The organism is Rhodococcus sp. TAF43, from assembly GCF_052113525.1.
GTDB lineage: Bacteria > Actinomycetota > Actinomycetes > Mycobacteriales > Mycobacteriaceae > Prescottella.
The window spans coordinates 14,876-27,113 of the sequence record NZ_JBFRDL010000007.1 but is presented as its reverse complement, the minus strand read 5'-3'; the positions used below and the strand labels follow the sequence as shown (position 1 = coordinate 27,113).

Annotated in this window: 12 protein-coding genes; 4 read left to right on the top strand and 8 right to left on the bottom strand. The window is 68.8% G+C overall.

The genetic code is table 11. The features are described from left to right. Position 1: 1 nt before the first annotated feature. The 8 genes from AB4Z09_RS07145 to AB4Z09_RS07110 form a co-directional block, all read right to left on the bottom strand. Positions 2-493, bottom strand: coding sequence for a DUF1990 domain-containing protein (locus tag AB4Z09_RS07145; protein WP_442239424.1), 492 nt, complete (start codon positions 491-493; stop codon positions 2-4). Between the two features lie 4 nt (positions 494-497). Next, complete coding sequence (locus tag AB4Z09_RS07140) at positions 498-908, bottom strand: metal-sulfur cluster assembly factor (RefSeq protein WP_114722739.1); 411 nt, start codon at positions 906-908, stop codon at positions 498-500. After that, on the bottom strand, positions 905-1,399 hold the full coding sequence (sufU, locus tag AB4Z09_RS07135; RefSeq protein ID WP_114722738.1) for a Fe-S cluster assembly sulfur transfer protein SufU: 495 nt from the start codon (positions 1,397-1,399) through the stop codon (positions 905-907). Before sufU ends, AB4Z09_RS07140 begins: the two co-directional genes overlap by 4 nt. Positions 1,400-1,401: 2 nt before the next feature. Then, positions 1,402-2,664 (bottom strand): cysteine desulfurase, encoded by a 1,263-nt coding sequence (locus AB4Z09_RS07130; RefSeq protein WP_442239423.1) that lies wholly within the window; start codon positions 2,662-2,664, stop codon positions 1,402-1,404. A 5-nt stretch (positions 2,665-2,669) separates the two neighbouring features. Next, positions 2,670-3,467 carry a Fe-S cluster assembly ATPase SufC gene (sufC, locus tag AB4Z09_RS07125; RefSeq protein ID WP_114722736.1) on the bottom strand — a complete coding sequence of 266 codons (798 nt, stop codon included), beginning with the start codon at positions 3,465-3,467 and terminating at the stop codon, positions 2,670-2,672. 48 nt (positions 3,468-3,515) lie between these two features. Beyond that, on the bottom strand, positions 3,516-4,703 hold the full coding sequence (gene sufD, locus AB4Z09_RS07120) for a Fe-S cluster assembly protein SufD (RefSeq protein WP_174910011.1): 1,188 nt from the start codon (positions 4,701-4,703) through the stop codon (positions 3,516-3,518). Then, complete coding sequence (gene sufB, locus AB4Z09_RS07115; RefSeq protein ID WP_114722734.1) at positions 4,703-6,148, bottom strand: Fe-S cluster assembly protein SufB; 1,446 nt, start codon at positions 6,146-6,148, stop codon at positions 4,703-4,705. Before sufB ends, sufD begins: the two co-directional genes overlap by 1 nt. Positions 6,149-6,219: 71 nt before the next feature. Beyond that, positions 6,220-6,918: a helix-turn-helix transcriptional regulator gene (locus AB4Z09_RS07110; protein ID WP_442239422.1), complete on the bottom strand. Its 699-nt coding sequence runs from the start codon at positions 6,916-6,918 to the stop codon at positions 6,220-6,222. 195 nt (positions 6,919-7,113) lie between these two features. Between AB4Z09_RS07110 and mptB the strand changes: the two genes are divergently transcribed. From mptB to AB4Z09_RS07090, 4 genes are all read left to right on the top strand, one after another. Further along, complete coding sequence (gene mptB, locus AB4Z09_RS07105) at positions 7,114-8,802, top strand: polyprenol phosphomannose-dependent alpha 1,6 mannosyltransferase MptB (RefSeq protein WP_442239474.1); 1,689 nt, start codon at positions 7,114-7,116, stop codon at positions 8,800-8,802. A gap of 14 nt (positions 8,803-8,816) precedes the next feature. Further along, the gene (locus AB4Z09_RS07100; protein WP_114722758.1) at positions 8,817-9,770 is read left to right on the top strand and encodes an ABC transporter ATP-binding protein; all 954 of its coding nucleotides are present in this window, start codon (positions 8,817-8,819) and stop codon (positions 9,768-9,770) included. Continuing rightward, positions 9,767-10,564, top strand: coding sequence for an ABC transporter permease (locus AB4Z09_RS07095; RefSeq protein ID WP_174910005.1), 798 nt, complete (start codon positions 9,767-9,769; stop codon positions 10,562-10,564). The genes AB4Z09_RS07100 and AB4Z09_RS07095 overlap by 4 nt, the downstream gene beginning before the upstream one ends. Positions 10,565-10,631: 67 nt before the next feature. After that, positions 10,632-12,197, top strand: a complete 1,566-nt coding sequence (locus tag AB4Z09_RS07090; protein WP_442239421.1) for a hypothetical protein — start codon at positions 10,632-10,634, stop codon at positions 12,195-12,197. The last annotated feature ends 41 nt before the right edge of the window (positions 12,198-12,238 follow it).

Sequence of the window (12,238 nt, the reverse complement as noted above, 5' to 3'; positions counted from 1 at the left end):
GTCAGTCGGCGAACGCGTCCAGATAGCGCCGCGTCATCGCACGCTGCACGAGACGTGCCACCGGGTCGCCGACGCGGGTGAACCAGCGGCCGGGACGCGAGAACGCGGTGATCGTCGCGACCACCGCGCCGTCGGCGTGGCGTTCGACGCAGAACCGCTCCTCCCCCGACTCGGGATGACCGGTCAGCGTGCCGTACGCGAATCCGCGACGGTCGGGCTCGTCGACGACGTAGATCACGCGGCACGGGATCGTGAAGCCGAACCACCGCAACTCGACGGTGGTGCCGGGCACCGCGATCGGCGACTCGGCCTCCACCCGTAGGCCTGCACGCCGGTGGACGTCCCAGCCCATCAACGCGTCGGACGCGGCGAGGAAGGCATCCTCGCCGCGTCCGATGGCGGTCGATTCCCGCAGGTGTCGGTAGCCGGCCGGCAGCTCTCCGGCGGTGGCACCGACCTCGCGGTAGGTCAGTCCCCGGGAATCCCGGGCCAACCCGCTAGACCGTGAAGCCGAGCGCGCGCAGCTGCTCGCGTCCGTCCTCGGTGATCTTGTCCGGGCCCCACGGCGGCATCCAGACCCAGTTGATCCGCAGCTCGTCGCACAGGCTGCTGTTCACCAGGGCGCGCTTGGACTGCTCCTCGATGACGTCGGTCAGCGGGCAGGCCGCGGAGGTCAGCGTCATGTCGAGTAGGACGACGTCGATGCCGTTCTCGTCGATCTCCTTGAAGTCGTAGACCAGGCCGAGGTCGACGACATTGATACCGAGTTCGGGGTCGACGACGTCACGCATCGCCTCCTCGAGCTCGTCGAGGCGCTCCGGGGTGAGCGATGCGCCGTACTCGGCACCGCTCTCGGCCTCGGTCGCCGCGTTCTCGGGCTGGGCCTGCTCGGCCTGCGTCTCGGTCATGATGTCTGTCCTCCGGTTCGAGCAAGGTCGTCTTCGGGATTGCCGTCGACTATTCGAACAACGGCGTCCTTGAAAGCCATCCATCCCAGCAGCGCGCACTTCACGCGCGCCGGGTACTTCGACACGCCGCTGAACGCGATGCCGTCGCCGAGCACGTCCTCGTCACCCTCGACGGTGCCCCGACTGCTCACCATCTCGCTGAACGCGTCGACCGTGCGCAGCGCCTCATCGAGGGGCATACCCACGATCTGGTCGAACATCACCGACGTCGACGCCTGGCTGATCGAGCAGCCCTGGCCGTCGTAGGAGATGTCTGCGACGACGGGCCGGCCGTCCTCACCCTCCGACAGGTGCGCGCGCAGCGTGATCTCGTCACCGCACGTCGGGTTCACGTGGTGCACCTCGGCGCCGAACGGATCGCGCAGACCGCGACCCAACGGGTGCTTGTAGTGGTCCAGGATCACTTCCTGGTACATCTGCTCCAGACGCACGCTCAGGCTCCTCCGCCGACACCGAAGAAGTCCTGCGCCCGCCGGATACCGGCGATCAGCGCATCGACCTCGTCGAGGGTGTTGTACAGCGCGAACGACGCCCGCGCGGTGGCGGCGATGCCGAACCGCTGGTGCATCGGCCACGCGCAGTGATGGCCGACGCGGACGGCCACGCCGTCGTCGTCGAGGACCTGGCCCAGGTCGTGGGCGTGGATCCCGTCGACGAGGAACGACACGGCAGAGCCGCGGTCGATTCCGTCCGTCGGGCCGACGATGCGGACGCCGGGAATCCCGGCGAGCCCTGCGAGCGCTGCGGTGACGAGCTGATGCTCGTGTGCCGCGATGGCATCCATGCCGATGTCCTCGAGGTACTTCACGGCGGCACCGAGCCCGACCACCTGCGACGTCATCGGCACACCGGCCTCGAAGCGCTGCGGCGGGGGCGCGTACGTGCTGCCCTCCATCGTCACGGTCTCGATCATCGAGCCGCCCGTGATGAACGGCGGCATCGACGCCAGCAGCGCGCGCTTGCCGTAGAGGACGCCGACGCCGGACGGGCCGAGCATCTTGTGTCCCGAGAACGCCGCGAAATCGACGTCGAGAGCGTGGAAGTCGACGGCGATGTGCGGCACGGACTGGCATGCGTCGAGCACCGTCAGCGCGCCCACGGCCTGCGCCCGCCGGACCAGCTCGGTCACCGGCGAGATCGCACCGGTCACGTTCGACTGGTGCGTGAACGCGACGACCTTGACCTTGTCGGTCAGCTCGAGCGAGTCCAGGTCGATGCGCCCGTCGTCGGTGATGCCGTACCAGCGCAGCGTCGCGCCCGTGCGGCGCGCAAGCTCCTGCCACGGAACGAGATTCGCGTGATGCTCGAGCTCGGTCACGACGATCTCGTCGCCCGGGCCGACGACCCGGGAGAACCGGTCGTCACCGAACACGTGCGCAACCAGGTTGAGCGACTCGGTGGCGTTCTTGGTGAACACCAGCTCGTCCGCGTCGGCGCCGACGAACGACGCGATTGCACTGCGGGCACCCTCGTACGCGTCGGTGGCCTCCTCGGCCAGCTGGTGCGCACCGCGGTGCACCGCGGCGTTGCACGTGGTGAGGAAGTGCCGCTCGGCGTCGAGCACCTGGACCGGACGCTGCGACGTGGCACCGGAGTCCAGGTACACCAAGGGCTTTCCGTCGCGCACGGTACGTCCCAGGATCGGGAAGTCTTCCCGGATCCTGGTGACGTCCAGCGCTGCCGCCGTGGTGGTCATCCGAACTACGCCTCTGCCCCGGACGCTGCAGCCTGGGTGAACCGCACGTAGCCGTTGGTCTCGAGCTCGTCGGCGAGCTCGGCGCCACCGGACTCGACGATGCGGCCGTTCACGAACACGTGCACGAACTCGGGCTCGATGTAGCGCAGGATCCGCGTGTAGTGCGTGATCAGCAGGATGCCGCCGTTCTCACGCTCCTTGTAGCGGTTGACGCCCTCGGAGACGACGCGCAGCGCGTCGACGTCCAGGCCGGAGTCGGTCTCGTCGAGGATCGCGATCCTCGGCTTGAGCAGACCCAGCTGCAGGATCTCGTGGCGCTTCTTCTCGCCACCCGAGAAGCCCTCGTTGACGCTGCGCTCGGCGAACGCGGGATCGATCTCGAGCTCGACCATCGCCTCCTTGGCCTCCTTGACCCAGTGGCGCAGCTTGGGGGCCTCGCCACGGACCGCGGTGGCAGCGGTGCGCAGGAAGTTCGACATCGACACGCCCGGAACCTCGACCGGGTACTGCATGGCCAGGAAGAGACCGGCGCGGGCGCGCTCGTCGACGCTCATCTCCAGGACGTTCTCACCGTTGAGGGTGATCGAACCGGAGGTCACCTCGTACTTGGGGTGGCCGGCGATCGCATACGACAGGGTGGACTTGCCGGAGCCGTTGGGGCCCATGATCGCGTGGGTCTCACCCGAGCGGACGGTGAGGTTCACGCCCTTGAGGATGTTGATCGGCTCGGCGTTCTCGTCCGAGCTGGCGACGTTGACGTGCAGGTCCTTGATTTCGAGAACCGAGTTTTCAGGGGTAGACATTCGATTTCCTCTGGGAAGTATCGGCGGAAAGCTGGAGGCGGGCCCGGATCAGGCGCCGACGGCGGCGAGTTCGGCCTCGACCGCGGCCTCGAGGCGCTCGCGCACCTCGGGAACGGCGATGCGGTTGATGATCTCGTGGAAGAAACCACGCACCACCAGTCGCCTCGCCTGGTCCTCGGGAATACCCCGGGCGCGCAGGTAGAACAGCTGCTCGTCGTCGAAACGTCCGGTCGCGCTGGCGTGTCCGGCGCCCACGATCTCGCCGGTCTCGATCTCGAGGTTCGGCACGGAGTCGGCGCGCGCGCCGTCGGTGAGCACCAGGTTGCGGTTGAGCTCGAACGTGTCGGTGCCCTCGGCCTCGGCACGAATCAGCACGTCGCCGATCCACACGGTGTGTGCGTCGGGCTTACCGGAGGCCGGATCGCCCTGCAGCGCACCCTTGTACACGACATTCGACTTGCAGTGCGGCTGCGAGTGGTCCACCAGCAGGCGCTGCTCGAAGTGCTGACCGGCGTCGGCGAAGTAGAGGCCGAGCAGCTCGGCRTCGCCGCCGGGGCCCGCGTACTTGACCGTCGGCGTGATCCGGACGAGGTCGCCGCCCAGGCTCACCGAGGTGTGCCGCAGCACCGCGTCCCGGCCGAGCATCGCGTGGTGGGCCGCCGCGTGCACCGCGTCGTCCTCCCAGTCCTGGACCGCGACGACGGTCAGCGACGAGCCGTCGCCGAGCACGAACTCGACGTTCTCCGCGTAGGTTCCGCTGCCCTTCTGATCGAGGACGACGGTCGCCTTCGCGAAGGTCTCGAGGCGGATCTGCAGGTGACCGAACGCCACCTGGCCCTCACCGGGTCCGGTGACGACGATGTTGATCGGCTCCGCCACCTCGGTCTCGCGACCGACGGTCACGACGGTCGCCGTCTCGAACGACGAGTACGCCTGCGCGGCGACTCGATCGAACGGGACGCCGCCCTGGCCGAGGCGGGCATCGTCACGGCCGACGGTCTCGACGGTGACGTCGCCACCGGTGACCTCGACAGCGGCCGAGCCGGATGCGACGGCGGTGCCGTCGTGCAGACCCCGCAGCCGGCGCAGCGGGGTGAACCGCCACGCCTCGTCGCGTCCGGCGGGCACCTCGAACGCATTCACGTCGAACGAGGTGAAGACCTCACCCTTGTTGGTTGCGGGGGCGACGTTCTCGCCGGCCACCGCACCCTGTACTCCCGTCACGGGGGTGCTCACTAGCCCACCGCCCCTTCCATCTGCAGTTCGATCAGGCGGTTGAGCTCGAGGGCGTACTCCATCGGCAGCTCCTTGGCGATGGGCTCGACGAACCCTCGCACCACCATGGCCATCGCCTCGTCCTCGGTCAGACCGCGGCTCATGAGGTAGAACAACTGGTCGTCGCTGACCTTCGACACCGTCGCCTCGTGGCCCATCGTCACGTCGTCCTCGCGGACGTCGACGTACGGGTACGTGTCGGAACGGCTGATCTGGTCGACCAGCAGGGCGTCACACTTGACGGTCGCCTTCGACCCGTGCGCACCCTTGTTGACCTGGACCAGGCCGCGGTAGGACGCGCGGCCGCCGCCGCGGGCGACGGACTTGCTGACGATCGTCGACGACGTGTGCGGCGCCAGGTGCAGCATCTTCGCACCCGTGTCCTGGTGCTGGCCCTCGCCGGCGAACGCGACGGAGAGAACCTCGCCGCGGGCGTGCTCGCCCATCATCCACACGGCCGGGTACTTCATCGTGACCTTGGAGCCGATGTTGCCGTCGATCCACTCCATGGATCCGCCGGCCTCGACCTTGGTGCGCTTGGTCACCAGGTTGTAGACGTTGTTCGACCAGTTCTGGATCGTCGTGTAGCGGCAGTGGCCGCCCTTCTTGACGATGATCTCGACGACCGCGGAGTGCAGCGAGTCGGACTTGTAGATCGGGGCCGTGCAGCCCTCGACGTAGTGCACCGAGGCGCCCTCGTCGACGATGATCAGCGTCCGCTCGAACTGACCCATGTTCTCGGTGTTGATCCGGAAGTAGGCCTGCAGCGGGATGTCGACCTTGACACCCGGCGGGACGTAGATGAACGAGCCACCGGACCAGACGGCGGTGTTCAGCGCGGAGAACTTGTTGTCGCCGGCCGGAATGACCGAGCCGAAGTACTCCTGGAAGATCTCCGGGTGCTCGCGCAGACCGGTGTCGGTGTCGAGGAAGATCACGCCCTGAGCCTCGAGATCCTCACGGATCTGGTGGTAGACCACCTCGGACTCGTACTGCGCGGCGACGCCGGCGACCAGGCGCTGCTTCTCCGCCTCCGGGATGCCCAGCTTGTCGTACGTGTTCTTGATGTCCTCGGGCAGGTCTTCCCAGCTCTCGGCCTGCTTCTCGGTGGACCGCACGAAGTACTTGATGTTGTCGAAATCGATGCCGTCGAGGTTCGAACCCCAGTGCGGCATGGGCTTCTTGTCGAAGGTCTTGAGCGCCTTGAGGCGGATGTCGAGCATCCACTCGGGCTCGTTCTTCTTCGATGAGATGTCCCGCACGACGGCCTCGGACAGACCTCGCTGTGCACTGGCACCGGCGGCGTCGGAGTCCGACCAGCCGTAGCCGTAATTGCCCAGCGAGGCGATCGTCTCTTCCTGCGTCAGTGGCGCCTCGGGTGTCACCTGGTCTGATGTGACGGTCATGCGAGCTCCTTCCGGAGTCTTGGTACGTACCGGTGAGAGCTGGACACCGGCAGGGAGAAAATCGAGATCATCTATTCGGTCGTTCGGGGTAACGCGAGCGGGACATGCGTGGTGCAGGCGCAGTCCCCGTTGGCGATGGTCGCCAACCTCTGCACGTGTCGGCCGAGCAAGGCGGCGAACGCGGCCCGTTCCGCCTCGCACAGTTCGGGGAACTCCTCGGCCACGTGCGAGACCGGGCAGTGGTGCTGGCAGATCTGCACCCCGTTGCCGACCGGACGGATCGAGGCGGCGAACCCGGCCGAGGTGAACGCCTCCGCGATCTCCTCGGCGGTGGACTCCACCTCCTCCGGCYTGTCCTCGGTCACCGGCGCGACGTCGCCGACGATGGACTGCACCCGACGTCGGGCGAAGTCCTCGATGGCCGCGTCGCCACCGATCTCCCGCAACTGCCGCATCGCGGCACCGGCGAGGTCGTCGTACGTGTGGCCGAGCTTGCCCCGACCCGCTGCGGTGATCTGGAACAGCTTCGCGGGACGGCCACGACCACGCTGCCGCCAACTGGCGGCACTCGCGGCTTGCGCCTCACCCGCATCGATGAGCGCATCCAGATGCCGTCGGACACCGGCCGCACTGAGACCGAGTCGCACGCCGATGTCGGTGGCCGAGATCGGCCCCTCCTCGACGAGCAATTGAACGACCGCCGCGCGAGTGTGTCCTTCGTGTGCACCGGCAACGGACACCGTGGAACCAGCGGAGGACGACGCAGTCACGTGAGCTGCGCTTTCTCCACTCGAACGTCGAGCCGCTTCCGATTTCACAACACCAGTGTGACGGAATTAGGCCCAGCGGTCCACGAAGGGTTGCCTGTGTAACGGGCGCCACACCGATTCGGCCGGGTCGTCGATCCGCCGTGACCGAAGTCCCCCGCCCGCCCCGCTACGCTGCACCGTGTGCCGCAGACCGAGATGGACAACGAGTCGGACGCCCCGGCCCGATCTCGGGCCGAGCGGGCGACGACCTTCGCCAAGCGCGCGCTCGGGATCGACGGGCGTTCCCCCCGCCCGTCGGTAGGCGACGCCCTCCACGGCGACGAACCGGAGTCGCCAGGTCTCAACGCCCGCGAGAACCGCCAACTGCACCACATCCGACTCTTCGGTGCGACCGGCGCAGTATTGATGGCCGTCGGCGCGCTGGGCGCGGGAGCGCAACCTGTTCTGCAGAACCCGGTCCAGGGCCTGCGGATCCTCGGCCTGCCGGCACGTATGCCGAGCGCGACCCTGAGCATGGCGATGACGGGCACCGTCATGGTGGTGCTGGCCTGGCTGCTGCTCGGCCGATTTGCGGTCGGAAACATCCGCGGCGGCCGAGCGCCCCGACAGCTCAGCCGGTCGCAACTCGACCGCACCCTTCTATTGTGGGTGATTCCCCTCACAGTCGCTCCGCCGATGTTCAGCCGCGACGTGTACTCCTACCTCGCGCAGAGTGAGATCACCGCCCGCGGCCTCGATCCGTACGAGATCGGACCGGCCGGGGCACTCGGCGTCGATCACGTCCTCACCCGGACCGTGCCGAACATCTGGCGTGAGACGCCGGCGCCCTACGGTCCCCTGTTCCTCTGGATGGGACGCGGAATCACCTACCTGACCGGCGACAACATCGTGGCCGGGATCTTCCTGCACCGCATTCTCGCGCTCGCCGGTGTCGCGCTGATCGTGTGGGCGCTGCCCCGCCTCGCCCGCCGCTGCGGCGTCTCCGCTGTGAGCGCGTTGTGGCTGGGCGCGGCGAACCCACTGGTGCTGTTCCACCTGGTCGCCGGCATCCACAACGAGGCTCTCATGATCGGCCTGATGCTGGCCGGCGTCGAGGTGGCCCTGCGTGCTGTCGACAGCGTCCAACCGATCCGGGGCCGGGTCCTGCTCCTCCTGCTCGCGGGCGCGACGCTGATCGTGTTGTCCTCGACGATCAAGATTCCGTCGCTGCTGGCACTCGGTTTCGTCGGCATGGCCCTGGCCCGGCGGTGGGGCGGCAACCTCAAGGCACTGGTGTCCGCTGCGGCCATCCTCGGCGCGGTGACCATCGCGGTGACGGTGTTCGTCAGCGTCGCGAGCGGACTGGGCATGGGCTGGACCCAGACGCTCGGCACCGCAACGGAGGTGCGCAGCTGGATGTCGATCCCGACGTTGCTCGGACTGGGAACCGGTCTCGCGGGCGTCCTGCTCGGCCTCGGCGACCACACCACCGCTGTGCTCAGCCTCACACGACCGATCGCGTCGCTGATCGCCGCCTTCATCACGGTCCGCATGCTGATCGCCGTCCTAGTCGGACGAATCCATCCGGTGGGGGCGCTCGGCGTCTCGCTGGGCGCGATCRTCCTGCTCTTCCCCGTGGTGCAGCCCTGGTACCTGCTGTGGGCGGTGATCCCGCTGGCCGCGTGGGCCACCCGGCCCATCTTCCGTATCCCCGCGATCGCCTTCTCGTCGTTCGTCAGCGTGATCTTGATGCCCAACGGCGCCGAGTACGAGCCGTTCATGATCGTCCAGGCCGCCATCGCGACCGCGGTGACGAGCATCGCCCTGATCGTCCTGACACGGAATCAGCTGTTGTGGCGGGCGCAGCCCGGACCGCCGGCTCAGACTGATCCGGCCGGGGCTTAGGCTGGTTCCTCGTGATTGTCAGAGCGTCGAACACGACGTCCAACAGGGGCGGTCCCGCCGTGCGACTCGAGGGCGTGGTCAAGTCGTTCGGCGACCTGCGCGCGGTCGACGGACTCGACCTCACGCTCGAGTCCGCGCAGGTACTTGCCCTGCTCGGCCCCAACGGCGCCGGCAAGACCACGACCGTCGAAATGTGCGAGGGCTTCGTCTCCCCCGATGCCGGGTCGGTGCGCGTCCTCGGTCTCGACCCCATCGCCGACTCGGCCGCCCTGCGCCCGCGGATCGGCGTCATGCTCCAGGGCGGCGGCGCCTACCCCGGATCGAAGGCCGGGGAGATGCTCGACCTCGTGGCGTCATACTCGGCCGACCCGCTCGATCCCGAGTGGCTCCTGAAGAGCCTCGGATTGCAGGACGCGCGCCGGACGCCGTACCGACGACTGTCCGGTGGCCAGCAGCAGCGCCTCGCGCTCGCATGCGCACTCGTCGGGCGCCCCGAGCTGGTGTTCCTCGACGAACCGACCGCCGGCCTGGACGCGCAGGCCCGTCTGCTGGTGTGGGAGCTGATCGACGCCCTGCGCCGCGACGGCGTCAGCGTCCTGCTGACCACGCACCTGATGGACGAGGCCGAGGAACTGGCCGACGAACTGGTCATCATCGACCACGGGCAGATCGTCGCGTCCGGTACACCGTCCGAGGTCACCCGGACCGGGGCCGAGGGCCAGCTGAGCCTCGTCGCGCCGCCCGGTCTCGACCTCGAGCGTCTGCGCGCCGTCCTGCCTGCCGACTACCAGGCCCTCGAGCGCACTCCCGGCAACTACGCGGTGCGCGGCACCATCGATCCGCACATCGTCGCGGCGGTCACGTCGTGGTGTGCCGGACAGGACGCGCTCGCCACGGAGATCCGGGTGGACCAGCGCCGACTCGAGGACGTCTTCCTCGAACTCACCGGACGGGACCTGAGGGGATGAGCGTGACGCACCACGACCGCCTGGCCGACAACCGATTCGCCGACGGTACCTTCACGCCGCGCCCGCAGCCGGCGCCCGCGGCCCGCATGCTCGCCGCACAGACCCGGCTCGAGCTCACGCTGCTGCTGCGCAACGGCGAGCAGTTGCTCATCACGATGTTCATCCCGATCACCCTGCTGATCGGTCTGACTCTTCTCCCCGTCGGCGACTTCGGCGACGACCGCGTCGACACCATCGTCCCGGCCGTGATGATGGTCGCGATCATGTCGACGGCGTTCACGGGGCAGGCGATCGCGGTCGGCTTCGACCGGCGCTACGGCGCGCTGAAACGACTCGGGGCCACTCCCCTGCCGCGCTGGGGCATCATCGCGGGCAAGAGCGCGGCTGTCGTCATCGTCGTCGCGATGCAGTCCCTCCTGCTCGGAGCCATCGGCTTCGCCCTGGGCTGGCGGCCCGAGGTGCTCGGACTGCTCCTCGGCGGCGTCGTCATCGCGCTCGGCACGGTCACGTTCGCGGCGCTCGGCCTGTTGCTCGGCGGCACGCTGCGCGCCGAGATCGTTCTCGCCCTCGCCAACATCCTGTGGTTCGTGATGGCCGGTGTCGGCAGCGTCATCTTCGCCGATCAACTGCACAGTGGTGTCCGGATCGGCGCGCAGCTCATCCCGTCTGGGGCGCTGGCGCAGGCCCTCGAGGACGCGACCACGGGCAGCATCAACGTCATGTGCGTGGCAGTGCTGGCGGTGTGGGCGGCGGTGGCCGGTTTCGTCGCGACCCGCACCTTCAAGTTCACCTGACACGAGTATTCGTGCATTCGGCTCGTGTCGGGCGAAACGCTCCCGGCACCGACCGTCCGGTACCACAATGACCGTCGTGACTGCTTCCCTGATCACCGGACTCCGTCGTACCTCGATCGCCGCGTGCGGCGCACTCGCTCTGGCCCTGGCCCCGGTGACCGCGGATGCGGCCCCCGGGTGGGGGCCCCTCGCACCGGCCAACCCGTATCTGGGCCCCGACGGGACCTCCACCATGCACGGGGACGCCGGATCGTCGGACGCGACGCGGCTGGCCGGCCCGGGCGCCGGCGCGGTCTCGATCGCGCAGTACCCGCTCGCGTCGGCCTGCCCGACGCTGCTGCAGGGCTCCGACGGCCTGGGCGTCGCACTGTGCACGACGATGCTGGGCCGGACGCCCACCGTGCACCTGCTCGATCCGACCGCGTCGACGTTCCCGGTGGGTGGCACGCTGGCCCAGTTGGAGCTGGCCAGGGGCAGCCTGCTCGGCGGGGTGTACGCCTACCTGGATTCGGACGACCGCCTCGTGGTGGTCGACGGCAGCCGTCACCTGCTGCGGGTGGGCCACGCCCAGGACCCGGACGGCACCTGGACGCTCACGGTCGACTCGAGCACCGATCTGACGTCGGCGATTCCCGACGGCGACAACGTCACCGGACTCGCGCCCGACTGGGCCGGCAACGTGTGGTTCGCGACGGGCAACGGTGTCGTGGGCACGGTCGACCACACCGGCACCGCCCGCACCGTGCCCCTACCGGCGGGCGAACAGGTGCAGAACAGCATCTCGACGTCACCGACGGGCACCTCGGTCGCGTCCACCCACGCCACCTACCAGTTCACCGCCGGACCGGACTCGCAGCCGCAACTCGAGTGGCGGCAGGAGTACGACCGGGGGTCGGCGCGCAAGCCCGGCCAGCTCAGCTGGGGCACGGGTTCGACACCCACTTACTTCGGGCCCGCCACCGGATCCGAGTACGTCACGATCGTCGACAACGCCGACGGCCAGGTGAACCTGCTGGTCTACCGGTCCGACACCGGCGCCGAGATCTGCAAGGAACCGGTCCTGCCTCCGGGCGACGACGGCGGCAGCTTGTCGGGCAGCACCGGCAGCCTGAGCGGGAGCGCCACCGGGAGCACCGGATCGGGCAGCGGCAGCGAGAACTCCCCCATCGGCATCGGGCGCTCGGTGTTCGTCGCGAGCACCTATGGCTACCCGTACCCGACGGTCCCGGACGGCGCGGGCGAGGCGGTTCCCGCGTCGGCGCCGTTCCGCGGCGGGATGACGCGCGTGGACGTCGACACCGACGGCGAGGGCTGCAGCACCGTATGGCAGAACGAGGTCCGCAGTTCGGCGGTGCCGCACCTGTCCACGGCGGACGGCAACATCTACACGATGGTCCGGCAGGGACTGGACGCGACGACGCCGCTCGACGGCTTCGCCTACGCGGTGATCGACCCCGACACCGGCGCGGTGAAGACCACCAGGACGATCACCGGCACCATGCTCGGGGACACCCTGCAGATGTCGGCGCTGATCACCGAGGACGGCCGGTACATGCAGGGCACGATCTCGGGGATCGTGTCGGTCAACCCGGACGGCGGCGGCTCGAGCGGCTCGGGATCGTCGGGGTCGTGATCCCCGCGGTCGCCGGGCACCGGGCCCGGGTCGACGACACC

What these genes read in the sequence shown, in the direction of transcription:
- AB4Z09_RS07140 (WP_114722739.1), bottom strand. Translation starts at nt 908, where the DNA reads ATGACCGAGACGCAGGCCGAGCAGGCCCAGCCCGAGAACGCGGCGACC.
- AB4Z09_RS07130 (WP_442239423.1), bottom strand. Translation starts at nt 2,664, where the DNA reads ATGACCACCACGGCGGCAGCGCTGGACGTCACCAGGATCCGGGAAGAC.
- sufC (WP_114722736.1), bottom strand. Translation starts at nt 3,467, where the DNA reads ATGTCTACCCCTGAAAACTCGGTTCTCGAAATCAAGGACCTGCACGTC.
- sufB (WP_114722734.1), bottom strand. Translation starts at nt 6,148, where the DNA reads ATGACCGTCACATCAGACCAGGTGACACCCGAGGCGCCACTGACGCAG.
- AB4Z09_RS07095 (WP_174910005.1), top strand. Translation starts at nt 9,767, where the DNA reads ATGAGCGTGACGCACCACGACCGCCTGGCCGACAACCGATTCGCCGAC.
- AB4Z09_RS07090 (WP_442239421.1), top strand. Translation starts at nt 10,632, where the DNA reads ATGACCGTCGTGACTGCTTCCCTGATCACCGGACTCCGTCGTACCTCG.